We start from the raw sequence: 22,873 nt of genomic DNA on the forward strand, positions 1-22,873 counted from the left end.
AAATGCGGCTACGATGATACGGCCACGCTGGAAATATTTTCAGAAGACCGCCAGGCGCTGGTTCAAAGCAGGGATCGGTTTGATGAGATGCTAAAAAACAGCTGAGGCAGATCGTTAAAGAACAGAAACATGGTATCATTGTTTCCGCCGAAGGCGGATCAGGTGTCAGGCCGCTATGTGTCAACTCGAAAACTAAAATTTTCATAGGGCCCTATTCAGCCCAGGGACTTGAAGAACGAAGGGCGACCCTCCGGGCCACAGACTGACACCCGAAACCCTATTAATTAGAAAGCTGTCAGCTGAACCCTGTTCATGAATAGCAGAAAAGAGAGTGCAAAATATGGCCCTAATGATCATCGCACCGGACACCAAAGTCACCTCCTGGGTGAAACATCTCGGCCAGTTGGCGCCGGAAATCGACATTCGCATCTGGCCCGATACGGGCAACGCAGATGAAATTGAATTTGCCCTCAGCTGGAATCACCCGCCCGGCGAGCTCAAAAAGTACAGGAATCTCAAGTGCATTGCCTCTTTGGGTGCCGGGGTTGACCACCTCATGGCCGATCCAGAATTGCCCGCCGGGGTGCCCATTACCCGGGTGGTGGACCATTCCATGGCCCAGTCGATGAGCGAATATGCGGTTTTAGCGGTTCTCAATCACTGTCGTCAGTTTGATATCTACCGGACCGATCAATCCCAAAAAAAATGGCAGCCCCGCATACCGCTGCTGGCGGCTCAGACGCGCATCGGCATCATGGGTCTGGGCCAGCTCGGTCAAGATGCTGCCGACAAACTGAGCGCGCTGGGTTTTCCAGTCTGCGGCTGGAGTCGGACACCCAAAAACATTGCAGGGGTCGCGTGTCTGGCCGGAGAGGACGCCTTCGATGAATTTTTATCTCAGGCCCGCATCCTGATCTGCATGTTGCCGTTAACACCGTCAACAAAAGGCATTTTAAATCGTAACACATTTGATCGTCTGCCCGGCGGCGCCTATGTAATCAACGTGGCCCGCGGGGCGCACCTGGTCGAAAAAGATCTGCTGGCCGCCCTGGACGACGGGCAGCTGTCCGGAGCCTGTCTGGACGTCTTTTCAACCGAACCTCTGCCGCCCGACCACCCTTTCTGGGATCACCCGAAAATAGCGGTGACCCCCCACATCTCCAGCATCACCTTTTCCAGGGAAGTGGCGCCGCAAATCATTGATAACTATCGGCGCAGCCAAAACGGCCAGCCCCTGGTAAATATCGTGGACACAGAACGCGGATATTAGTGCTTCCGCACATCTTTAGGCATCTATTCTTTTGGCACCGTCGCGAAATCCAAGCATGCTCAGCCGGTGTTCGTGTTACCAGGGGTCTAAATTGCCTCTCAAAGGGAAAAATGGGCATGTCCTGCCTGGCCAACTCATTTAAAAAATAATGCCATACAACATAACTGTTTGAAAATAAATGATTTAATAGCAAATTCAAATAATGGACTGGATTTTGCTAAATAAGGTCTAATCCTCTACCCGATATCGCAATTGCTCTCTGCAACGGCATTTGACCAGACAGAATTTGAACTGCAACGGAAAAATAGAATAGAACGGAGGAATGATGAGAAAAAAAGCAGCGCTCGCGATCTTGGGGCTGGCACTATGTTTGTCCATCGCATTTATGACCTCATCAACTGCCAGCATCAACCCCGAAATTCCAGGCATCATCACCGGCAAATGGCAATATACCACCCATGGTACGACCAAGGGCCAGATCCGATTTGACGGTATTACCGCCGGGCAAATTTTTGATCCGCGGATCGGAACCGGGACCTTTGGCGGCGGCGCATGGACGATCGAGCAAAATCAGATGAATTCACCAATCACATTTGCTCCCGGCTCGATGCCGGCCGGCAGCACGGACGCTCGCATCTGGATTTATTTTTATAAAACCGGCAACGGGTGGATGTTTAAAGGCCAGGTTCTGTGGAACCGAGACCAGCGGATGCTGCACCTGTTTGAAGGCCGCAAATTGTAAGACCCAGCAGAACATCAACAAAAAAAGGGCCGGGGAAACTCCCGGCCTTTTTTGTTTTCAATTTCAATCACTGTTTTAGATATTTGGAGATGGTATATGTGCCGGCAGCTGCATCATGTCATAAGATCCCCGGTTTCGTATATTCCCAATCAGTTCTTTGCTCATCCTCGGATACTAATCAAAATCAGCTGTTTTAGGTGCTAATGAGCTCAATGCGCGTCATTAGTTTTTCAAAGTCAGCGGGGGGAATTTGCTCCCAGGGCTGGGAGGGTCTGAATTGAATCGATGATCTGGCATCCGGGGCAAAGAATTTGCCGGATTGGAGCTCGGGTTTTTTGAGCCGGTATTGAAACGCGTCTCCCAGATCAAGGATCAGGTCCAGGTCGTCGGTGTCTTCGAGCAGCTCCACCAGCAAGATATTTTGAACCCGGCCGCTGCCTTTCAGATGGCGCTGGCCGCCGGCGGTGGTGAAAATTTCGATGACCGCATTTTCAATGGCAACCGCACGCTCATCGGGTGTGATGATCAGGGCCTGATCGACGATATATTCACCTTCGGCAAACGGAATCCAGTTTTCCATATCACTTACTTTCCGTGTCTGGTGGGATTTCTTTTCGCTCCCGTTTATCATTTGCTATAAAGTTCAAGTCATTATGTTTGCCCGTTTCCCGTTAAGCCCGTTGAGCCCCTTTAAAAGCTACCCATAATTATATAAGAATGGATCAATTCAGTTGCAAGCCAATCCATTTATTATGGACCTTCAGCAGGTTTTAGACCCGGTCGGGAATTCCGATCTACTGCCCATCATCATGCCGGCGGATAAAAGTGCGGCGCTTGCTATTCTATGCCGGCATCTGATATGCATTTGCCGATTACCGGATATGAATGCTGATCACCGCCTGCAGTGCGAATGAAAGCAGAACCGAATCGCATGACCCCATCTAAAAAAAATAGCGCCTCTTCGCGTATCTTTTATGGCTGGTATGTGCTGGCCGCCGGTTTTTTCCTCCTTTTTTTTCAGGCCGGTGCCCGTTTTTCCTTCGGAATCATGTTCAAGCCCATGATTGCCGAGCTGGGTTGGAACCGCGCATCGATCTCATCGGCATTTTTTCTGTATATGGTGTTTTTCGCCCTAAGCATGAGTGTGGCCGGCAAGCTTTATGACCGCTATGGACCCCGCTGGGTCATCTTTATATCAACCATTCTGCTGGCAGCAGGCTATATCAGTACCGCCTGGGTTGATCGCCTGTGGCATTTTTATCTTTTCTACGGCCTTTTAACGGCAGTGGGCACCGGTGGTGCCTCGGTTCCTTTGATTGCGGCCTTGATGAGCAGGTGGTTTGCCCGGCGCCGAGGCCTGGTGATCAGCCTGGCCCTTTCGGGCAATTGTCTGGGCCAGTTTGCGCTGGTGCCGGTGATCAATTGGTTTGTTTTAACATATGGCTGGCGGCTGTCATACATCATGATGGGTGTTGTTATTCTGGCCGGAAATACCCTGCTGGCCTTTGCGGTCATCAAAGGCGATCCGGAAGATATGGGCCTCAAACCCTATGGGGTTGACGCGCCGGATGAGGGTGGTTCATCGCGACAACCGGAAGATCGGCCGTCACAGCCCGATGACTTAAACCTGCCCCAAGCGGCTAAAACGCGTTCATTCTGGCTTTTCTTGACGATGATGTTTGTGTGCGGCAGTGGAGATTTTCTGGTCGCCGCTCACCTGATCCCTTTTGTCACCGATTATGGCGTTTCCCCCACCGCGGCTGCCAACATGATGGCCTGGTTTGGCCTCATGAGCATGGGGGGTATTCTGATCGCCGGGCCGGCCTCGGATCTGATCGGCAACAAAATTCCCATTGCCCTCACCTTTGCTTTGCGGCTGGTGTTGTTTCTGATGGTTTTAAAATATCACAGCCCCACCGTGTTATTCATATTTGCCGCCGGTTTCGGATTCACCCTATTGATCACCGCGCCGCTGACCACAACCCTGACAGGACGGCTTTACGGGTTCACGCATGTGGGCCTGATTTCCGGGTTTATTACCACGATCCACCATCTGGGCGGCGGTTTCTGGGCTTATGTTGGAGGGGTGCTGTTTGACAAAACCGGCAGTTATCAGGTGGTGTTTCTGCTATCGGCCGCACTGTCGGTAATCGCTATAATCAGCACTCTGGCCATTAATGAAAAAAGACAACGCCTTAACTGAGGGACCGCGTCTGATCGTGGCGGTATCGATTGGCGGTCACAGACAGTCAGCGGCGTAAAAATAATTGACATTCAAAAATGGATTTATATGTTACCTTCTGCAACAGCCCGAGGGTTGCGTTGGTGAGGTGAAAAGGCCATGAATAGCGTTATTGAAAAAAAGATTGCTGACCTGGAAAACCAACGCCAAATGATTTTCCTGCAGCTGGATGCCATACCCACAGCCCATCTAACACACAAGGCCGGCCCTGACAGGTGGTCAGTGGTGGAGGTGATTCAGCACCTGGTGATCGTGGAGCAGCTGATCATGAAACAGGCCGAATCAACACCAACACCAGCTGGCACCGAGCCCCAGCCTTACTCCCGCGAAAGGCTGGAAATGGTTCTGGAAATTTTGGAAACAGATGTGGCGGTCGATGTACCGGCCGCCAGCATGGCGCCCGATGGCCGGATCTCTTTAGCTACACTCCTTGATCAATGGGCTGAGACACGCCGGCAGCTCCAGCGTTTTCTCAGACAGGTGCCAGTTGACCGTTATGAAGCGCTGCTATTCAGCCACCCGGTAGCGGGACCTCTGAGCGTAGTGGATATGTTGGATCTGGCCAACGTGCATCTGGGTTATCATATGCGGCAGATTCAGCGCCTTCGGGAAACATTTGACCAACCGACGAACGTTGACGCAAATAGAGGAAAACGTGAATGAGCGCAGAATTAAATGAAGCCCAACTGCTGACAATTGTCAAAAACACGGTTGAACAGCACGGTTGCCAATTGGTTGAAATTGACCTGGAAAACAAGATCCTCCACCTGGAAGGCCCGGAGGCTGCCAAGGTTAAATGCGCCCAGGCGCTGGCCAAAGTGCTGGATTGATGCAAAGCAGTCAAAAACCCACCAGCAAGAAAGGGGCGGATGCCGTGGGCCCGTCGCCGGGGGAGCAAAAACGCGCCTCGGCACCTCACCTGCCGGCACAAAAACAAGGGTTTTACCGGCTCATACGGTTCATCGCCTGGATCCTGCTGTGGCCCTTTTTTCGCCTCGAGGTTAACGGCGTTCAGCACCTGCCGCGGAATAGTGCCTTTATCTTGCTGGTGAAACATCAGCGCTGGGAAGATATTCCGCTGGTGGCCATCGCAACGCCCCTGCCGCTTTACTACATTGCCAAGTATGAGCTTTTTCAAAACAGACTTGGCAGCTGGTTTTTTACCGCTTTGGGCGGTATCCCCCTCAACCGTCAGCGCCCCCTCGAAAGCCGGCGTTTTTTACAATCCGCTATTGCCCTGCTTAAAAAAGGAGAAGGTATCGTCATCTTTCCGGAAGGCACCTATTACCCTGAAAGAATGGGGCCCGGTCAGGCGGGTATGATCAAATTTGTGCAGTCGCGTCTGAACCTGCCATTCATTCCGGTTGGCATTCGGTATATCCGCGACAGCAGGCGAACCCGTGTACGCATCAATTTCGGCAAAGCGGTCCATGCGGGGCCGACTCAGGCCGCAAATGCGCTGCTTGAGCGCATGATGGCCGAAATTGCAGCACTTTCAAAATTACCAATCCATTAAAAAACACCCGGCATTAGGCATAGACCCTATTGTTTTTTCCCTTCACGCCCTACCATCCACCACTTGCAAATTGGTAATCGTCCCTACCCAACAATGAATTGTAATTATGTTTTAGAGGAACATTTTAGTTATTTAGGAATAATTTAAATAACTGCATTTAAATTTAGTAAATAAATCAAAAAAAGGTTGATTCGCACGAAATAGTCCTATATGGAAAGTCAGCGGACAAAGGCCAGTTCTACCCCAATTACGCATTACTCCCTCCAAGTTATTAGGCTAGTCAAGAGAAGCAAGGAAGTCAAAATTTATCGGCTGAACCTTAGCCAGATGGTGAGAAAATGGACGCGATACTGAAACCGTTGCGTGAAGCTGTCCCGGCAATCAAGTATATTCACGACAATTGGGGGACACGATCCGGTCTGGATCGTCGACAAAACAGTGGGATATACTTGGGTCCGGAAAGAAGGGTACGCACCGAACGCCGCAGTGGATTTGACCGCCGCAGACTTTCTTTTGTCCAAAGAAGAGCAGTAATGGACTTAAGAGAAGCCTTTCGAGACCTCGCATAATACCGCCTTAACATTTTTCGTGCTAAAAGGCAGGGGGCCGAATAGCTTCTTTCTTTTTGACTTTACTTTACTCTATTTGACTTATCTTTACTCTATTTTACTTCACTTTACTCTATTATTCAGTATTTACCCCTGATCGAATTCAAATCCCATAATCCGCAACGCTGTCGCCCAACGGGTTAATATCCTTTCAAACCGCATGCTGCTTGACACCCGATGATTTTGTTGCTTGAATGTAGCGCCAGACAACCGTATAATGGCTGACCGTCAGATACCGATCACAAAGACCGTCAAGCAGGAGTTGGTCAACTCATGGCCGAAATTAAACCATTCAGAGCGTGGCGTTACCGCCCATCATTGTTAAAACATATCGGTGAGCTCACCTCACCGCTGTTTGACGTTGCTTCTGAAAAACAACGCATGGCGCTTTACAACAATCCGTTAAACAGCATTCACTTGTCGATTCCCCGGGGGGAACAGCCGGCTAAAAACGCGGCCGCTGCTTTAGCTGAATGGAAGCGCAACAATATTATCATGCGGGATGGGGTGCCGGGGATCTATGTCTATTACCAATATTTTTCATTACCGTCGGATCCGGTACCGTATTGCCGCAAGGGATTTATCTGCAAGATCAGAATCCATGACTGGCAGGACAACGTCATTTTAAGACACGAAAATACCATGAATGATGCCGTGGACGGTCAACTCGAGCTGCTGGCTGAAACCCGATTGAACGCCAGTCCGACACATGGGCTGTATACCGATGAATCATTTGAACTGGAGTCGTATATGGATGCCTGCATCCAGGAACCGATTTGTAAAGCCGAGGATTACCAGGGCGTCATCGATGCCATGGGTATTATCCAGGATGAACGCATTATCGCCAAATTTGTGGAACGCATAAAAAACGAGCGCATCATTTTAGCTGACGGTCACCACCGCTATGCCGGTTCTCTGGCTTATATGCAGCAGCAAATGAGGGCCAACCCGGACCATACGGGCAATGAGGGCTATAATTATCACCTGATGTGGTTAACCAATACCGAAGGAAATGATCTGCGCATATTGCCTACCCACCGACTGATCAAGGGGCTGGAGAATTTTGATGAAACCACCATTATGAAAAAATTTGAAAATCATTTTAAGATTAAACCGGTGGTAGATGCGGGCGAAATTAACGAGGTCATTGTGGGCAAGCCATGGACATTCGGGATTATTTTTGCGGAAAATGCCTATGCGGTAAGCTTGAAACCGGCAGCCTTAGCAGAATTGAAATGGAATTTCCCGGAACAAATCAAGAAGCTGGATCTGACAGTGGCACATTATTTTATCATTGAGGAGATCCTGGGTATTCCAGGCCGAATACAAAATACATCCGGCAACATCGAATATGAGAGAAATTTCACAAAGTGTATGACGGCGGTTATGAAGGCCGAAGCACAGATGGCTATTTTAACCAATGATGTCGGCATCGAAGATGTAAAACGCGTCTGCGGCTGCGGCTGCACAATGCCCCCCAAATCCACCTTTTTTTACCCGAAGGCTATTTGCGGATTCCTCTATTGTAGTCTATGAACCGGTTTCCTAACCCTCATATTTTTCTCGAGGCCCGTGTTTCCCCGCTAATGCGGCATCTCACCTCGGTTTTTATGAATATTAAGGTGTTCGTCAATTCGGTTCAAAATGCTCACATAAACAAGTGCCTAAAATGATCTAAAGTGACTAAAGTTATGGTGTCGCTTAGCTCCATCTTCTGAAAAAGACAGAATTCCTTAACTTTAGGCACTTCAAACTTTAGTTCACTTTAGTCACTTTTTAGTTGGATTTTCCAGTGGGACACCGGCACCACGAAAATCATATCGCCTAGCGGAAAATGATATGGCCGCTTCAATCGCTTGGTGTCAGAAACCGTTTCCCTTTTTTAATTCGGTTGGGTCAGGACAGCCTCGATGCGTTCTAATGCCCAGTCGATTTCTTCTTGCGTGATCACCAGCGGCGGGGCAAATCGAATCGTGTTTTCATGGGTCTCTTTGCACAACAGGCCCTTGGCCATCAATTGCTCGCAATACTGGCGGGCACCACCGGCATCGTCGGTCATTTCAACAGCCAGCATAAGCCCCCTGCCGCGTACCGTCTTGATGTGGGGTGCCTGAATGCCGGCAAGATTCGATAAAAAATAATCCCCCATCTTGGCAGCATTTTCGATCATCCCCTCTTCGACCAACACCTTGAGCGCTATCCGCGCAATGGCGCAGGCCAATGGGTTGCCGCCAAAAGTGCTGCCGTGCTCGCCGGGACGCAATACATCCATAACCTCTTTGTTGGAAAGCACCGCCGATATGGGATAAAATCCACCCGAGAGGGCTTTGCCGATCAGCGTCAGATCGGCTTCAATGCCTTCATGTTCTTCAGCCAACAGTTTTCCGGTGCGCCCCAGGCCCGTCTGGATTTCATCGAGGATCAGAACAACATTGTGTTGCGAGCAGATCGATCTGGCTTTGCGTAGGAAACCATCGGGCGGAATAATCACCCCGGCTTCACCTTGAATGGGCTCGGTCAGAAACGCCACTGTATTTGGCGTTATGGCCGCTTCTAGAGCACCGCTGTCGCCAAAGGGAATAATTTTAAAACCGGGCGTAAAGGGGCCGAAATTTTCACGAGACGGCTGATCGGTGCTAAACCCCACGATGGTTATGGTGCGCCCGTGAAAATTATTTTCACACACAATGATTTCTGCCTGATTCTCAGGAACCCCTTTGACCTGATAACCCCACTTGCGAACCGCTTTAATAACCGTTTCCACTGCCTCGGCACCACTGTTCATCGGTAATACTTTGTGTGAATTGGTTAAATCACAAAGCTCTTTGTACAGCAGACCCAGTTGATCATTGCGAAAGGCCCTGGAGGTAAGCGTCAGGTTCTGTGATTGTTCGATCATGGTGCCCATGATTTTCGGATGGCAATGGCCCTGATTAACCGCCGAATAAGCTGACAGGCAATCCATATATTTATTGCCCTCAACATCCCAGACCCATATGCCTTCACCGCGCTGTAAGACCACATCCAACGGCTTGTAGTTATGGGCGCCGTGCTCATCCTCCAGATTAATGTAGTCCTGAGGTTTCATGCCACGTCCTCCTGGTTAAGGCGTTGATAAAACAAAATGTTAACCCCGTTTGCGCCCATTATTTCACACATGACGGGGCGGGTCAATACAATGAGTTTTTGGCGGTCATCTCTGTTGTCAGGGTTTTCAGGACTCCGGAATTGTCGGACATGGTCATGTTGCCGAGATACATCAAATCAGCAAGGCAGGTAACAGGAAAGGCATACCGGCTGCTGTTTAACCGGTCACATCAATGGGCACACGGATTTAGCAAAGAAACGCCCAGACGGCAATTATCAGATCAAAGGAGGAAGCAAATCCTGGTTTTAGGCTAGTCTATTTCCCACTGGGGGCTGTTCCGACCGGGATTTAAAAAATTGCGGTAGCAGTCTTCGCAAATAAGGTGCCGATCACCGCGAATCCATTCTGATTCAGAAGTCAGGTGTCGTTGACAATAATCGCACCGTGTTGCGTCAACCGTACCGGGTTGCACTGTACGATCTTTATCTTTTTTTAGTCTTGGATTCATCATCAAGCCTCAGTTCTAGTTCCGGGTGAGTTCTGGTAAGCGCGTATGGGTCTGTCTGAAGTTAATATGGCAAATTCAATGCCAGATCGAAGAATGATGCCTTTTCGTTATGATCTAATATGATTTTATAATGTTAGCTAACGATGCGCCGTTGATGGAGAGGGATTAAATGTGACAGAAGTGCAATAAATAAGGTGTTTGCCCAACAAAATTGTAATAAATATCTTTCGATTGGGTTTGATGTTTGGTTGAATGCAGCCTAACTGATCCGGACGGCTTTAATTATGTCTTGCCCGTTGCAACAGAAACAGTTAAAGGATCACATTCGCCGATCAGAATCTATTTCAGGAGGAGCAACCATGACAGACAAGTCAAAAAGCAGTGCAACAGCCCGCAAAAAATTAGACAACCTAATTCGTGCCAAGGGGTACAGCGATTATAAATGGATAGATCCGCAAAAAATAATTGTTTCGCAATGGGTTCGTATGAAATGCATGTATGGCTGTGGCGAATACGGCCATAATGCGTGTTGCCCACCGAATGTGCCTTCTGTTTCCGAATGCGAGCGGTTTTTTCATGAATACAGCGATGCGATCATTTTTCGGTTTGAAAAAACAGTCGATAAGCCGGAAGATCGCCATGCATGGTCTAAGAAAGTAAACAACCAATTGGCCAAGCTTGAACGGGAAGTGTTTTTAGGCGGTTTCGAAAGGGCTTTTATGCTGTTTATGGACAGCTGCGGAATCTGCAAAGAATGCAGAGCAACCCGCGAGGAATGCAAGCAGCCCCGGGCCGCCCGCCCTTCTCCGGAGGCCATGGCCGTTGATGTGTATTCAACGGTAAAGCAATTCGGATTTCCGATTGCGGTGCGCACGGATGTTACGCAGGAAATGAACCGTTATGCGCTTTTGATGATTCGATAAATGCAAAAATTTCCACCCTTTTGGGCTTCAGCTGTGCGCAATGGTTGAAAATTTATAGGCAGTGTTTTATAATACCAGGATTAATTCATAATGCAGGGACATAACAAAGACTGTGCCCTGTAAATCTCAGAGTTTATTTTTTTAGCAAAATATCACATTTTTCTTAAAAGAAGGGGCTCTTCGGGGTCCCTTTTCTTAGGCACCTTCAAAGGAGATAACTAAATGAAGTCTTCCCAGATCCGGCCGGCTATTTATATCCTGACGCTGTTGGCGTTTGTTCTGGTGTCAGCGATAGCTTTGGCCGCCGAGAAAAAAGCACCCGCAGATAAAGCGGCGTCTGTCAACGGGGTCGCCATCAGCAAAAACGATTTTGATCGCGAATTGGGGTTTTTCATCAAACGCGCAAACCGGAGCGGGCAACAGGTACCTGAAGCTCAAATGGGAGCGATGAAAAACGAAGTGCTAAATAGTCTTATCGACCGTGAATTGCTTTATCAGGAAAGCCAGAAAAAAGGCATCAAAGTTGATCCCAAAGAAGTTTCCGATCAATTACAAAAAATCAAGCAACGCTATCCCAGCGGAGACGAATTTAAAAAACTGCTGGCCGATATGGAACTCACTGAATCAGACGTACAGAAACAGATTGAACGCGGCATGGCTATTCAAGAGCTGATCGACAAGGAAGTAGCGGCAAAGATAAAAATTGGTGATGAAGAGGTTAAATCCTACTACGATGACAATCCAAAACTCTTTCAACAGCCCGAGCAAGTCAAAGCCAGCCATATCCTCATCAAAGTGGATGCCGATGCACCTCAGACGAAAAAGGATGAAGCCCGCAAAAAAATTGAATCGGTGCGTGAAAAAGCCAAAAAGGGCGAAGATTTTGCTACCCTGGCCAAAACCTATTCCGAAGGCCCCAGCGGACCAAGTGGCGGTGATCTGGGCTATTTCAGGCGTGGTCAGATGGTCAAACCCTTTGAAGAGGCTGCCTTTAGCCTGAAAACCAATGAGACCAGTGACATTGTTGAAACCCGATTCGGGTATCATCTGATCAAAGTCGTTGATAAAAAACCTGCCCAAAAGGTCGCCTATGCCGAGGTCAAGGAGCGGCTTTCCGAGCACCTCAAACAGCAAAAAATGGATTCAGAGACCGTAACTTACATTCAAGGCCTTAGAAGTGGGGCAAAAATCGAAAAATTCTTATAGGCATTACCGTTGATTGAAAGGAGGGCTGAAATGACAATTAAAGTTACCTGGTACAGTCATGCCTGCTTTCTCATCGAAACCGACCAAACCCGTCTGCTGATCGATCCATTTCTGAGTGACAACCCATTAGCATCCAATACGGCCGATGAGATTCAAACCGACTATATTCTGGTATCTCATGGACATGGTGATCATCTGGGCGACACCATTAGCATTGCCAAACGAACCCAGGCCACCGTCATCTCCAATTATGAGATCCAAAACTGGCTGATCGGACAGGGAGTCGAGAATACGCACCCGCAGCACATTGGCGGCGGCTTCGATTACCCCTGGGGCAGGGTCAAGCTGACGATTGCCCAGCACGGATCTGCGCTGCCGGATGGATCCTACGGCGGCAACCCCTGTGGTTTTCTGCTGTATATCGCCGACAAAAAAATCTATCACGCTTGTGATACCGGGCTATTTTATGACATGAAGCTGATCGGTGAAGAGGGCATCGATCTGGCGATTTTGCCGATCGGCGATAACTTTACCATGGGCCCTGATGATGCGCTTCGTGCTGTCAAGCTGATCGAACCGCGGCAGGTGGTTCCGATTCATTACGACACTTTTGATGTCATCGAACAAGACCCCCACGCCTGGGCCGCACGGGTAAAAGAAGAAACCTCAGCCCAAGCAACCGTGCTGAACCCCGGCGAATCGATCGAGCTGTAATTCAGCTCACATCAAAAAGTTAAACGGGCCTTTCCGGTCGTTCATCTGCCGGAAACAGCCCGTTTTTTTAGTTACGTTGAAATGGCTTTTAAACCTTTAGATATTGATCGAGGGCAAGGCTTGATTCGATTCAAAAACGGAGCGTACACGGTAGTACGCGAGTATTTTGGATCGAATTGTAACGCAGCCATCGGCCAAGAGATGAGGGTTTAAAAGCCACTTCCGTGCTGACGATTATATTCATACATAACAATAGACGCCGCTACGCTCACATTCAAACTTTCCACCTTGCCCACCTGATGAATCTTTAATGATTTGATGTTAGGATAAAGCTCTTTGTTAATTTGGGGCCCGAATTCTTCGTTGCCGAAGATAAATGCACTTTTTTTAGGCAGGTTTGCCGCGGCAAGATCTTCGCCGTGGGAGGCCTCCATGACATACAGCGTATATTGACACGCCACTAATTCAGCGTAGCAACTGGCAAAATCGGCATGGAATTTTGCCGGCACCCATTTAAAGGAGCCTTTGGCCGGTGCCGGATCGAAAAAATCGGTTGCGATTAAATGCACTTCGGCCGCTCCAAAAGCATCGGCACTGCGAAAAATTTTACCAATGTTAAAAAACGGTTTTAAATGATCGAGCACAATAATAAATTGGTGTCTGCCGGAGGGTGCCAGTAGATTTAAACGTTTCTGTTTTCTGAACCGCCGAATGGCAGACTGCCGCTCTTTTTGAAGATGTCTACGGATACGCCTCAATCCCATCAAGTTAACTTTCAAATAACAATAAGATAATAGCCGACCCGATCTAAAGATCTCTCCTTTTCAAACCCGAGCGCATGTAACGTTGCCAGCGGATTTAAGGGGTGGTTGTTAATCAGAGATAAGCACTTATGTTTAACAGTAGATTAACGACTTCCAGCAATATACTTTGGTATAATCTAGCTGAGGCTGCGGAGCAAGGGCAAAAACAGGCTCACACAATTGAATGCTCCAATTGGGATTGCTAAAATTTGGGGAAAGGAGGCACAATGAGTGGACCATATGAAGCAAAGATTCTAAAAGAAATCCGCAGACGCACTCTGCAACATGCCGATGCATTACGGCAAGAAAAACAATTCATCGCAAAAACGCAACACACACTTGCTGCATTACAGGAGGTAACGGGGCTGCATCGAAATGAATTGGAATTGATAGCCGATGCTGCAAAGCGATCTGTTCACGTTTCGCACGATGATTTCTTTTCCATTAAGAGACAAATGCTGATTACCTTCGGTATCTTAGGCTTAATATTGATTTTATGCGGGTTTGTGGCGATCATCTAATTGGTCAAGCTGGTAATTCATTGAGCGTCCCCGATTGAAAGGAGCGGCAAATGGCAGATATCGTCAAGGTAAATGCAAATGATCTAAAATCTTTTGGTGAGCAAAATTTTGCGCCCAACGTTGTCTACCACGGCAGCGACATCAAGGTTGTGCTGGCGTATTTCAAAAAAGATCAGTTTATACCCGTGCATACGCCCCAGGTTGATCTGATACTATATATCCTCGATGGGCAGGCCGAGGTTGTGGCTGGGGATGACCGTGTGACGGCCGCTGAAGGTGATTTACTCATCATCCCAAAGGGTTTAAAAAGAGGAATCAAGGCAACCAGCGAGTTGTCCATATTGCATGTGGTCCAACCACCACCGGCGGCCGAAGATCATAATGAGGTGCATGCAAAGCTTGCCCAGGGTATATTTGAATAAAAGCTGTCCCAAAAACAGCAGATCACGTCCAAGGATCCGCCTCCGGCGGATTAGATGCATTTTTGAGATAGCTTTCAGTCATATTAGATCCAGTTGAGGGCTTTGACCGTGTAATCATCCGGCATCGTCAGCATCAACCAGCGTCTTTGAAGCCGCACATTTGCAAAGCTGATAAACGGAAGATCTTCAGCGTGCCCGGCCATTCGATCCTGCCAGGCCTTAATTTCTTCATCCCCAGCGGAAACATCGACCAAAATGCCATCCAAATCAGACAACTCAGATAAGTCCGTTAGTTCCGGAAAGCGCTTTTTCTGCCACCAGAAAACCTGGCGCTCCATATCACGGTTAAATCTGATGTTCGCGTCCTGCGTCACCAGGGTAAATAGGACCGCTCGGTTACCGGCCGCCGGAAAAAGGTAGCGCAAATCCTGATCCAGAAAATGCGGCCGCTGCAATTTAACAGCTGACAGGATCGATAGGCTCTGGGGCATGCTCGGGGGCTCCATGAAGATCATCTCAAAAGGCGTGAACGGATTGATTTCGGTTAGAACACCCACAGCTGATTTGATATACGCTAATGACGACAGCGTCGGCTGGATGAAAACCTGATAGGGCTGGGTTAGTCGTTTTGCCAGTGCGGTCAATTCAGAAAGCGGTCGCTTAGAGTGCAGCTGAAGCTTGTTGATAAACGGCTCATTTGCAATCTTAACGGCAATATCATTTGGATGCGTTTGCGACCCTTCCGCCCCGGACTTCCAGGAAACATCCAAATCTGGCATAGGGTACAAAACGACATCAAAACGCACCTCGGCATGATCGATGGCCAGTAAAAGATCTTCAGCAGGAAATGAGTTACTTTCCATCAAGGTATACGGTGGTTTAGGATTATAGCGCAGCCCCAGCACGGTGCTGTTGCGTCGAAAATCAGTTCCCGGTAAAACCGACAGCGGAAAGACCTGAATATCATCAGCCAGATGATGTTCAGCCACAAACTCAATCGAACGGCTAACGCCCTGCAAATCGTCACCTGGCAGCCCTACAATCAGATCAATGGCCGGCACGATACCGCGCTGTTTTAACATCTGGGCACCATTAGCAAATTGTTCCAGGCGAGTGGGCCGGTTCATGATCTTCAGCGCCCGGGGGTTGGTGCTTTGCAAGCCGATTTCAAACCAGGAAAAGCCTGCGGCGGCAAACAAATCCGCCAACTCGGCATCAATGCTTTCAGCGCGAATTTCGCTGATGATTTCAAGATCCCGTTTGCGGTTTATTCGACTGATTTTGGCTAAGAGCTCTTTAAGTCCGGGGTGGACGTTCAGGGAAGGGTCCAGCAGATATAGCTCTTTAACCCCATGATCAAGCGCCCATTGGACCCCTTGCAGCAAATGGGTCTCATCGGCAAAAGACACCCCTTTATGTGATTTGTTATAGTAACAGTAGCCGCAGCGGTACGGGCATCCCCGTTGGGTTTCCAGCAGCATCACATTCTCAATTTCCGGCTCTAAAAGATTCAGCAAATAAGGGCTCGGGCTTGCCTCAAAAAGCGCTCCGGCCGGCTCCTGCGCGCTGCCGGCTTTCCAGGTTGACGGATCCTCAAGAAGTTTAGCGAAGATGGTTTCGCCTTCACCATAAACATAGAAATCAACTGCATCTGAAATGACTGCCGGGTTGTCCGGGGTGATTTCAGGACCACCAAAGACAATTCTTGACGCAGTTAATTGCTTTAGTTTCTGGGCGAAATACAGAGACCGCTCCAGATTCCAGCAGTATACCGTAAAACCAATGACATCCGGCTTGCGTTCAAGCAGAATTTCCAGCAAAGCCGCATCGCCGACATAGGCGGCGATACTTTCAGGCAAGATATCAACCTGTGCCCCGGGCACACGCCGGGCGGCCTGTTTGAGACAGGCGGCACCCAAAGGAATATTGCCGGTATGGACACCGTAGTTTAAACGCGGCACCGGGAGCTGCACCAGCAGAGCATGGACCATGGAGGTGGCTCTTTCGGTTTTTAAAACATTAAGATGGCAGGCGGTCTAATAAAACCGCTGCGGCAATGGACAAACGCACAGGCAACTGCACATTCACCCGCCTTATAAAAGCCGTGTTGATGGCTCTTAGCGAGCAGTTGATTCGGTCCAGATCGGTGATGGCGTCCTGCGGAACGCCTGACTTATCTTTAAAATTGTGACGGCAATACCCGATTGACGGCTGCCCGTTGTAAATTGTCTGCAATGGAAATCCATGGGTTCGGCAGATGATCGGCCGAAATGGGTACAACCCGCAGGCCCTCTCTTTGAGCAAAGGGCAATTCCAAAAAGTATCCGCTTGCGCCCGTTGTCGGATGGCAGCAGCGGTATTTGCGGGCAGCTCCTGGAGGGCGATGAAAACCGATAGGGCTTCGACGGGAAAAATCGATAAATTACGGCAACCGCAGTCACACCCCTTACGGCAGAAGATATCTGTGGGATATCGACTGCGCACACCGTCCAACATGCGGTCCACTTGGGCCACTAATTCACGGTATGACCTCAGGCAGTTGTTTAATCGGATATCCATATCGATATCATACATCTTCGCTGGAGTCTGACAACAAACGTTTAGGGCTTGATTTTGATTGGATCGAACACTGTTTGATAGGCAGAAGGCCTTTGCGTCTAAAGACAATAACTGGCGAAGGGCGTTTGAACAATATAGTTTCCTCAAACTGAGGAAAGACGAATTAAATTCCTCAGCCGGAAGGCTTGCAGGCCGGCGCATTGAACCCGCCCGAGCCGGAGGCGATGCCCTGGGCTCTGATACACCCTGCTGACATTAGCTTCTCAACATCGCCGCATTGACATTCAGGACATTCAGGGTCAGGATCTTTGGAAGACATCATCAGTGCTTCAAAACAATGACAGCAGGCCTTACATTGATATTCGTAGATTGGCATTCAATGCTCCTCATAGCTTAATTTCGGAATATAATAGTCGCTATCGCCCAAAAGTCAATACAGCAAACCTGAAAAGGTAACTATTATATAAAATCTCACCTTAACATGGATTCATTTATTTACATTTTTTTAATAATCTTTGCGACTTTGCGTCCCACGCCCGCCATGCGAGACCGCAAGGCGAGGCGGGCGGGTTTGGGTGAGGCTACTACGACACCACAAAAAATATCAAATACAATTCCCACACAATCACAGTGGTGAAGGTCGCGATGATATATGAGAAAAGGTTCTGGGCGTGGGTAATCGATCTTTTCCGCAGAACATTCCGAAATAACAGTAGAATCACAACACCGAAACAGGTCAGAAAATACTTAGCCCCCATGAATACAAAAGGGCCGTATTGGAGGAAATAGGACATGACCGGATTGAGTTCGGTTGATCCTTTGCTGATCAAATGCAACGTCAGTAGGGCGTCGAGGACGCTCAACAGCAGGATGGCCACAATGGCCGCAAAAAGGCTTGAACTGTAGCGATCAAAATAGAAGGTATGGTGCAGATCTTCCTTGCGGCGGACGTTGGCCCGTTTGCCGGCAAATAGCAGATATTTAAGTTTTGGGAACTGATGGGTGCGCCGGTCTTGACCGGAACGCTTTTCAAAAGCATCTGATTTTATACCACCAATATTATTGGAATCATCTGAGCTGGTCATTTTTCCCCTCTATAATATAGATCCGCAATTGCACAATTACCTATACCCTATCATTTTTTGGGATTAATGAAAAAAATCGCGTGACCAATGGTAACTATTTTAAAATCATCCGCCCCCCCTGCCACCGGCCTGATCTGTATCATCTATTTTCATGCTATTTTGCACAAAAATACACTACCTTTAATATCGGCATTTTTTTCCATAACTTTAGTCTCGGATACACCCATAATTGATATTTAATCAGTACGTTGGACAATCATTCAGGCTATGGACAACACCGATACCGAACTTTGACAGAGGTATGCATTTAAGTTAATACCTAAACCTTGCATGAAAATTAATGAGAGGTTAAGAATATGTTAAATGAAAGGTTGCTAGCCAAACTATAGAAGCCATCCTAAATACCAATCTGGTACTAAGGATGAAAATCATTTTATCTCATTAGTTTTCACCCTGGAGACAACGCGGCAAGCCGGAGACTTACATCGGTCCGCCTCAGGCGGATTATTAAGGGCTCGAAGTAGTATACTACAACTTCACCCTTAAATGCCTTGCAGATAAAAGCCGCAGACTTGTCCGCCTCTGGAGGACTCGTGCAAAATTCAGGTATTATGAAGCCGCTTTGAAGCCAAAAATTTAAAAACAGGGCACCGGTAGGCTGCAACCAGCCTGTTTACCATTGAAGGGCTTTTGACAAATGAAATTGAAAATTAAAGGCTCACGCAAACTGACCGCCGGACGTTGGTTAAATTTGTTTGATGTCAATTATGTCGCTAAAACCGGGCTTGAAAAATTTTGGCAAATTGTGACCCGCCAAAAAGAGCCCAAATGCATCAGCGGCAGTTTCGGACAACCGGATGCAGTCGTCATAGTGCCCTATCACGTGAGCGAAAAAAAAATGGTCGTCCTGCGGGAGTATCGGGTGCCGTTAAATGATGTTGAATACGGCTTTCCGGCCGGTCTGGTTGATCAGGGTGAATCCATTGAGCAGGCCACACGCCGCGAACTAAAAGAGGAAACCGGCCTAACCGTCAGTCGATTCATCAAGGCCAGCCCGCCGATTTATTCTTCCGCCGGAATGACTGATGAATCCGTGGCGATGGTGTATGTGGAATGCGATGGCGCGCCGTCAACTGCGGCCAATACCGCTTCGGAATTGATTGACATCCTGCTTGTCTCACCCGATGAGGCCATGATTTTGCTTAAGGATAAAAGCCTTAAATTCGACGCTAAAGCCTGGCTGGTAATCTCCCAGTTTGCTGAAGGCAACTATTCCACCTGAGGCGACTAGCTGAAATTGGCATAAAATTTATATGGATAGCAAAATATCAAAATCAGGTTCTGATAACCCCGTCGCCACATCGGCGGTGGTGATCATTTCTGTATATATCGCCGCTCAGCTGCTGTCAGATATCGGCAGTCTAAAAATTGCCCGGTTGGCGGGCTTTAGTATCGATGCCGGGACATTCATCTACCCCCTGACATTTACCATTCGCGACCTGGTCCATAAACAGCTTGGCAAAAAAATTGCCCGCACCGTTATTGTTTTGGCGGCAGGCATAAATCTGTTTATGGTGGCCTTCTTTCAGTTTGCTGCCTGGTTACCGCAGGACCCTGCCTGGGGATTGGGCAAAGAGTTCGGGATCATTCTGGGACCGGTGTGGCGAATCGTCATCGCCAGTATTACAGCAGAAGTCATTGCCGAATTGATTGACACCGAAGTGTACCATTTCTGGGTCACCCGTATCACACGAAAATACCAGTGGGCGCGGGTGTTAACCAGCAATGCAATTAGCATCCCCATTGACACGCTCATTTTTTGCTGGTTGGCATTTGGGTTTACACTACCGCATGCGGTGGTCTGGTCTATTTTTTCTGCCAATATTATCGTCAAAGGCCTGGTGACGCTTATCAGCCTCCCCGCCATTTATTTGGTAAAAGAAAAGCATAACGCTTCATGATTTCTACACTCAAGAACCACAGAGAAGGTTGAATAAAGACAGGAGATCCGATAGGTATTATATTAAATTGAGATATAAGTTAAGTCAGTTGGCCGATTAACCCGTTTGCCCGTTAACAGGTTGACGCATTATTTCATTTGAAGAAGTCCAGTTGGAAAACTGCGAAGCCGGGATGCCGCAGGGCTGCAAAGCTTCCGAGCTTTCTGGCCTCCACGCCTGCCAGCTTTCAAATTTCCTAACGTCCCAGTCTCCTGGCCAAAAGCCTTTGCTTTATCGTATAACCGGCTCAACCGGCTAAACAGGCAACCGGCCAACCTAAAAGGGAGATGCAAATGAAGTACGTATGTCCGGTTTGTGAAACCGCCGGCAATATTCCGGAAAACGATACCACCCCGCCAGAAACACAGACAACATGCCACCAGTGCGGATCGATCTTGACCATTGAGCACGAGACCGGGCGGGTTGAAGCGATCAGTAAAGCGTCCAGCAAGCCGGCCGGTAGGAAGCCCCCCAGGCAGCGACCAAAATATGAAATGTCGCCGGTACTGTCTTCAAGGCCGCAGGAAAAGGGGCGCAAAGATTATCTGGCCATTGGTGTTTTTGTGCTGGTGTTGTGTGTATTGATTGCCACCGGTATTTATTTTTCGCTGAACATCAATCGGGGGGCTTTGAATCAACCACTGGAGATGGTCTCCGAACTGGTAGACGATGTTACCGAATACGGCAAGTCCATATGGGGCCAGATTCAAAAAGAACGGCAATCCCAAAGCACAGAAGCGCGCCAGGCGCGCAAACACCTGCGCAAGGGCTATGATTACTATAAAGCCAATCGGCTCAAAGAAGCGCTGGAGAAACTAAGCCTGGCCATAAAGAGCAACCCTGATATTTATGAAGCCTATTTCTGGCGGGCCCGAACCTACATTCGAATGGAGCAGTATGAAAACGCCATAACGGATTTGAATCGAGTGGTGGATATCAACCCGCGCTACAGCCCTGCATATGATAACCTTGGCTGGCTGTTTATGCGCCGCAATAAATTTGATGAAAGCCTTTCCTACCTCGATAAATCCATTGAGTTAAAGCCCGATAACGGCTGGGCGCACTATATGCGCGGCCGGGTTTTTTTCAATAAAGGCGATCTGCAAAAAGCCCACCAAAATGCCACGACAGCCTGTAAGTTGGGATATAAAGACGGCTGCCGCGATGCCAGGCGCTATGAATCGAAGTTAACTCAAAACGGTTGATACGGTCTTTAAAGCAACTGGTTTTGCAGTTTTTCAGATTGAAAGACGAAAAGGACGCATGTCACAACACGACTATTATCAGATTTTGGGCATAAATCAGAACGCCAGCGCCAAACAGATCAAAGATGCCTACCGCAAGCTTGCTTTTCAATACCATCCGGATCGAAACGAAAAAAATCCAGAGGCCGCCGAAAAAATGAAAAGTGTCAATGAGGCTTATGCCGTTTTGTCGGACGCCGCCAAGCGGCGCAAATATGATACCCTGCGGCAACAATTCGGCTCATCGGCGTACAGCCAGTTCAGACAGAATTACTCCGAACAGGATATCTTCAGCGGCTCAGACATCAACCAGGTATTGGAACAAATGGCCCGGGCTTTCGGATTAAGAGGGTTCGATGAAATTTTCAAAGAATTTTATGGCCAAGGCTACCGGAAATATGAATTTCGCAAACCCGGCTTCTTTGCAAACAGCTTTATATTTACAGGGCCCCGTCAGAGCGGCAAATCGGACCCCTCCGGACTTCGCTCTCAAGTCGGTCTTGGCAAGCTCGCCCGGTTTTTATTAAAGCAGTTTAGCGGGATTGAATTTCCGGAAAACGGCACCGATATCCACGATACGATATGGCTGGATCCTGAACTGGCCCAGCACGGCGGACCATATGCCTACCATTTACGCAAGAAAGACAAGAAGCTGGTGGTCAAAATACCACCGGGCACCAAATCCAATCAGCAAATCCGATTGACAGGCATGGGAGAGGACGGCAAAGGCGGTGGCCAGACAGGGAACCTGTATTTGAGAGTTCGAATCCGAAAACCGCTGCTGCAGCAGATTAAAGATTTTATTTCAAAATTGCACAAATGATTAATATATTGATATGCCACGGCGACAGCCTGACAGAAGGGTCTGACCTGGACCGCGCGGCAACCTGGCCGTCACAGGTTGCGAACCGCTTGAATATAAAAGTTATCAACAGCGGTGTCGGCGGTGATACCACCGGTGGACTTTTGAGCCGCTTTTACCCTGATGTGGTTCGACATCACCCGGATGCGGTTCTTATCATGGGCGGCACCAATGACCTGTGGTGGGACCTGGACCTCAAATTGGTTCGGGCCCATATATTTACGATGACATGCCAGGCCGAACACCATGACATCACTCCACTGGTGGGCCTGCCACTTCCTATCATCGCTGAAAAGGCGCAGGGTCAGGATTTCGCCGGGCCTGAAGGCGGCTACCAGCAATTTACGGCACATTTAGAAACACTCGTCAGCGCCCTGGCGCTGGCAGCCGAACAAAACGATGTCACCTGCCTGGATTTCTACCACCCCTTTCTTGATAGCGCCGGCAGTCCCTTCGAAAAATACTTTTTGGATGACGGCCTGCACCCCAATGAGGCCGGTCACAGGCTCATGGCCGACATTGCCATTGGAAAGCTGAGCGGACTCTGAGATTAAGTGCAT

At 48.6% G+C, this 22,873-nt stretch carries 25 protein-coding genes; 18 read left to right on the plus strand and 7 right to left on the minus strand.

Going from position 1 to position 22,873, the window contains the following annotated elements; translation table 11 throughout:
• Positions 1-340 precede the first annotated feature (340 nt).
• Positions 341-1,270: a glyoxylate/hydroxypyruvate reductase A gene (locus tag QNJ26_08730; GenBank protein MDJ0985615.1), complete on the plus strand. Its 930-nt coding sequence runs from the start codon at positions 341-343 to the stop codon at positions 1,268-1,270.
• A gap of 322 nt (positions 1,271-1,592) precedes the next feature.
• Positions 1,593-2,012: a hypothetical protein gene (locus tag QNJ26_08735; protein MDJ0985616.1), complete on the plus strand. Its 420-nt coding sequence runs from the start codon at positions 1,593-1,595 to the stop codon at positions 2,010-2,012.
• Between the two features lie 193 nt (positions 2,013-2,205).
• On the opposite strand, the gene QNJ26_08740 is transcribed toward QNJ26_08735, so the two are convergent.
• Positions 2,206-2,592, minus strand: a complete 387-nt coding sequence (locus QNJ26_08740; protein MDJ0985617.1) for a hypothetical protein — start codon at positions 2,590-2,592, stop codon at positions 2,206-2,208.
• A 330-nt stretch (positions 2,593-2,922) separates the two neighbouring features.
• Here QNJ26_08740 and QNJ26_08745 point away from each other — a divergent pair, with 330 nt between their 5' ends.
• From QNJ26_08745 to QNJ26_08770, 6 genes are all read left to right on the plus strand, one after another.
• Positions 2,923-4,215: an MFS transporter gene (locus QNJ26_08745; protein MDJ0985618.1), complete on the plus strand. Its 1,293-nt coding sequence runs from the start codon at positions 2,923-2,925 to the stop codon at positions 4,213-4,215.
• A gap of 138 nt (positions 4,216-4,353) precedes the next feature.
• Complete coding sequence (locus QNJ26_08750) at positions 4,354-4,917, plus strand: DinB family protein (protein MDJ0985619.1); 564 nt, start codon at positions 4,354-4,356, stop codon at positions 4,915-4,917.
• Positions 4,914-5,084, plus strand: a complete 171-nt coding sequence (locus QNJ26_08755; GenBank protein ID MDJ0985620.1) for a hypothetical protein — start codon at positions 4,914-4,916, stop codon at positions 5,082-5,084. The genes QNJ26_08750 and QNJ26_08755 overlap by 4 nt, the downstream gene beginning before the upstream one ends.
• Entirely contained in the window at positions 5,084-5,770 is a 687-nt protein-coding gene (locus QNJ26_08760) for a lysophospholipid acyltransferase family protein (GenBank protein MDJ0985621.1), read from the plus strand. Before QNJ26_08755 ends, QNJ26_08760 begins: the two co-directional genes overlap by 1 nt.
• A 338-nt stretch (positions 5,771-6,108) precedes the next feature.
• The gene (locus tag QNJ26_08765; protein ID MDJ0985622.1) at positions 6,109-6,339 is read left to right on the plus strand and encodes a hypothetical protein; all 231 of its coding nucleotides are present in this window, start codon (positions 6,109-6,111) and stop codon (positions 6,337-6,339) included.
• Positions 6,340-6,651: 312 nt separating this feature from the next.
• Positions 6,652-7,914: a DUF1015 domain-containing protein gene (locus QNJ26_08770; GenBank protein MDJ0985623.1), complete on the plus strand. Its 1,263-nt coding sequence runs from the start codon at positions 6,652-6,654 to the stop codon at positions 7,912-7,914.
• Positions 7,915-8,260: 346 nt separating this feature from the next.
• Here the strand turns inward: QNJ26_08770 and rocD are convergent, their stop codons facing one another.
• Positions 8,261-9,466: an ornithine--oxo-acid transaminase gene (gene rocD / locus QNJ26_08775; protein ID MDJ0985624.1), complete on the minus strand. Its 1,206-nt coding sequence runs from the start codon at positions 9,464-9,466 to the stop codon at positions 8,261-8,263.
• Positions 9,467-10,333: 867 nt separating this feature from the next.
• Here rocD and QNJ26_08780 point away from each other — a divergent pair.
• From QNJ26_08780 to QNJ26_08790, 3 genes are all read left to right on the plus strand, one after another.
• A complete protein-coding gene (locus QNJ26_08780) occupies positions 10,334-10,897 on the plus strand; it encodes a DUF2284 domain-containing protein (protein MDJ0985625.1) in 564 nt (187 codons plus the stop codon).
• A gap of 222 nt (positions 10,898-11,119) precedes the next feature.
• On the plus strand, positions 11,120-12,103 hold the full coding sequence (locus QNJ26_08785) for a peptidylprolyl isomerase (protein ID MDJ0985626.1): 984 nt from the start codon (positions 11,120-11,122) through the stop codon (positions 12,101-12,103).
• Positions 12,104-12,133: 30 nt separating this feature from the next.
• A complete protein-coding gene (locus QNJ26_08790) occupies positions 12,134-12,817 on the plus strand; it encodes a metal-dependent hydrolase (protein MDJ0985627.1) in 684 nt (227 codons plus the stop codon).
• Positions 12,818-13,026: 209 nt separating this feature from the next.
• Here QNJ26_08790 and QNJ26_08795 read toward each other — a convergent pair whose 3' ends face one another.
• Entirely contained in the window at positions 13,027-13,581 is a 555-nt protein-coding gene (locus tag QNJ26_08795; protein ID MDJ0985628.1) for a TrmH family RNA methyltransferase, read from the minus strand.
• Between the two features lie 266 nt (positions 13,582-13,847).
• On the opposite strand from QNJ26_08795, the gene QNJ26_08800 reads away from it, so the two are divergent.
• Positions 13,848-14,141, plus strand: a complete 294-nt coding sequence (locus QNJ26_08800) for a hypothetical protein (GenBank protein MDJ0985629.1) — start codon at positions 13,848-13,850, stop codon at positions 14,139-14,141.
• Between the two features lie 50 nt (positions 14,142-14,191).
• On the plus strand, positions 14,192-14,563 hold the full coding sequence (locus QNJ26_08805) for a cupin domain-containing protein (GenBank protein MDJ0985630.1): 372 nt from the start codon (positions 14,192-14,194) through the stop codon (positions 14,561-14,563).
• Between the two features lie 83 nt (positions 14,564-14,646).
• Here the strand turns inward: QNJ26_08805 and QNJ26_08810 are convergent, their stop codons facing one another.
• From QNJ26_08810 to QNJ26_08825, 4 genes are all read right to left on the minus strand, one after another.
• Complete coding sequence (locus tag QNJ26_08810; GenBank protein ID MDJ0985631.1) at positions 14,647-16,554, minus strand: radical SAM protein; 1,908 nt, start codon at positions 16,552-16,554, stop codon at positions 14,647-14,649.
• Between the two features lie 28 nt (positions 16,555-16,582).
• Positions 16,583-17,122 (minus strand): hypothetical protein, encoded by a 540-nt coding sequence (locus QNJ26_08815; protein MDJ0985632.1) that lies wholly within the window; start codon positions 17,120-17,122, stop codon positions 16,583-16,585.
• Between the two features lie 172 nt (positions 17,123-17,294).
• On the minus strand, positions 17,295-17,498 hold the full coding sequence (locus QNJ26_08820; protein ID MDJ0985633.1) for a zinc ribbon domain-containing protein: 204 nt from the start codon (positions 17,496-17,498) through the stop codon (positions 17,295-17,297).
• A gap of 208 nt (positions 17,499-17,706) precedes the next feature.
• Positions 17,707-18,207, minus strand: coding sequence for a DUF5658 family protein (locus tag QNJ26_08825; protein ID MDJ0985634.1), 501 nt, complete (start codon positions 18,205-18,207; stop codon positions 17,707-17,709).
• A 697-nt stretch (positions 18,208-18,904) separates the two neighbouring features.
• Between QNJ26_08825 and QNJ26_08830 the strand changes: the two genes are divergently transcribed.
• From QNJ26_08830 to QNJ26_08850, 5 genes are all read left to right on the plus strand, one after another.
• On the plus strand, positions 18,905-19,489 hold the full coding sequence (locus tag QNJ26_08830) for an NUDIX hydrolase (GenBank protein MDJ0985635.1): 585 nt from the start codon (positions 18,905-18,907) through the stop codon (positions 19,487-19,489).
• Between the two features lie 31 nt (positions 19,490-19,520).
• Complete coding sequence (locus tag QNJ26_08835) at positions 19,521-20,168, plus strand: queuosine precursor transporter (protein MDJ0985636.1); 648 nt, start codon at positions 19,521-19,523, stop codon at positions 20,166-20,168.
• A 332-nt stretch (positions 20,169-20,500) separates the two neighbouring features.
• Positions 20,501-21,412 (plus strand): tetratricopeptide repeat protein, encoded by a 912-nt coding sequence (locus QNJ26_08840; GenBank protein ID MDJ0985637.1) that lies wholly within the window; start codon positions 20,501-20,503, stop codon positions 21,410-21,412.
• Positions 21,413-21,470: 58 nt separating this feature from the next.
• Positions 21,471-22,274, plus strand: coding sequence for a DnaJ domain-containing protein (locus QNJ26_08845; protein ID MDJ0985638.1), 804 nt, complete (start codon positions 21,471-21,473; stop codon positions 22,272-22,274).
• Positions 22,271-22,861, plus strand: a complete 591-nt coding sequence (locus tag QNJ26_08850; GenBank protein ID MDJ0985639.1) for a GDSL-type esterase/lipase family protein — start codon at positions 22,271-22,273, stop codon at positions 22,859-22,861. Before QNJ26_08845 ends, QNJ26_08850 begins: the two co-directional genes overlap by 4 nt.
• The last annotated feature ends 12 nt before the right edge of the window (positions 22,862-22,873 follow it).

The organism is Desulfobacterales bacterium, from assembly GCA_030066985.1.
Classification (GTDB): Bacteria; Desulfobacterota; Desulfobacteria; order Desulfobacterales; family JAHEIW01; genus JAHEIW01.

Coding starts and splice junctions, on each gene's coding strand:
- QNJ26_08730 (MDJ0985615.1), top strand. CDS start 341: ATGGCCCTAATGATCATCGCACCGGACACCAAAGTCACCTCCTGGGTG.
- QNJ26_08735 (MDJ0985616.1), top strand. CDS start 1,593: ATGATGAGAAAAAAAGCAGCGCTCGCGATCTTGGGGCTGGCACTATGT.
- QNJ26_08740 (MDJ0985617.1), bottom strand. CDS start 2,592: ATGGAAAACTGGATTCCGTTTGCCGAAGGTGAATATATCGTCGATCAG.
- QNJ26_08745 (MDJ0985618.1), top strand. CDS start 2,923: ATGAAAGCAGAACCGAATCGCATGACCCCATCTAAAAAAAATAGCGCC.
- QNJ26_08750 (MDJ0985619.1), top strand. CDS start 4,354: ATGAATAGCGTTATTGAAAAAAAGATTGCTGACCTGGAAAACCAACGC.
- QNJ26_08755 (MDJ0985620.1), top strand. CDS start 4,914: ATGAGCGCAGAATTAAATGAAGCCCAACTGCTGACAATTGTCAAAAAC.
- QNJ26_08760 (MDJ0985621.1), top strand. CDS start 5,084: ATGCAAAGCAGTCAAAAACCCACCAGCAAGAAAGGGGCGGATGCCGTG.
- QNJ26_08765 (MDJ0985622.1), top strand. CDS start 6,109: ATGGACGCGATACTGAAACCGTTGCGTGAAGCTGTCCCGGCAATCAAG.
- QNJ26_08770 (MDJ0985623.1), top strand. CDS start 6,652: ATGGCCGAAATTAAACCATTCAGAGCGTGGCGTTACCGCCCATCATTG.
- rocD (MDJ0985624.1), bottom strand. CDS start 9,466: ATGAAACCTCAGGACTACATTAATCTGGAGGATGAGCACGGCGCCCAT.
- QNJ26_08780 (MDJ0985625.1), top strand. CDS start 10,334: ATGACAGACAAGTCAAAAAGCAGTGCAACAGCCCGCAAAAAATTAGAC.
- QNJ26_08785 (MDJ0985626.1), top strand. CDS start 11,120: ATGAAGTCTTCCCAGATCCGGCCGGCTATTTATATCCTGACGCTGTTG.
- QNJ26_08790 (MDJ0985627.1), top strand. CDS start 12,134: ATGACAATTAAAGTTACCTGGTACAGTCATGCCTGCTTTCTCATCGAA.
- QNJ26_08795 (MDJ0985628.1), bottom strand. CDS start 13,581: ATGGGATTGAGGCGTATCCGTAGACATCTTCAAAAAGAGCGGCAGTCT.
- QNJ26_08800 (MDJ0985629.1), top strand. CDS start 13,848: ATGAGTGGACCATATGAAGCAAAGATTCTAAAAGAAATCCGCAGACGC.
- QNJ26_08805 (MDJ0985630.1), top strand. CDS start 14,192: ATGGCAGATATCGTCAAGGTAAATGCAAATGATCTAAAATCTTTTGGT.
- QNJ26_08810 (MDJ0985631.1), bottom strand. CDS start 16,554: ATGGTCCATGCTCTGCTGGTGCAGCTCCCGGTGCCGCGTTTAAACTAC.
- QNJ26_08815 (MDJ0985632.1), bottom strand. CDS start 17,122: ATGGATATCCGATTAAACAACTGCCTGAGGTCATACCGTGAATTAGTG.
- QNJ26_08820 (MDJ0985633.1), bottom strand. CDS start 17,498: ATGCCAATCTACGAATATCAATGTAAGGCCTGCTGTCATTGTTTTGAA.
- QNJ26_08825 (MDJ0985634.1), bottom strand. CDS start 18,207: ATGACCAGCTCAGATGATTCCAATAATATTGGTGGTATAAAATCAGAT.
- QNJ26_08830 (MDJ0985635.1), top strand. CDS start 18,905: ATGAAATTGAAAATTAAAGGCTCACGCAAACTGACCGCCGGACGTTGG.
- QNJ26_08835 (MDJ0985636.1), top strand. CDS start 19,521: ATGGATAGCAAAATATCAAAATCAGGTTCTGATAACCCCGTCGCCACA.
- QNJ26_08840 (MDJ0985637.1), top strand. CDS start 20,501: ATGAAGTACGTATGTCCGGTTTGTGAAACCGCCGGCAATATTCCGGAA.
- QNJ26_08845 (MDJ0985638.1), top strand. CDS start 21,471: ATGTCACAACACGACTATTATCAGATTTTGGGCATAAATCAGAACGCC.
- QNJ26_08850 (MDJ0985639.1), top strand. CDS start 22,271: ATGATTAATATATTGATATGCCACGGCGACAGCCTGACAGAAGGGTCT.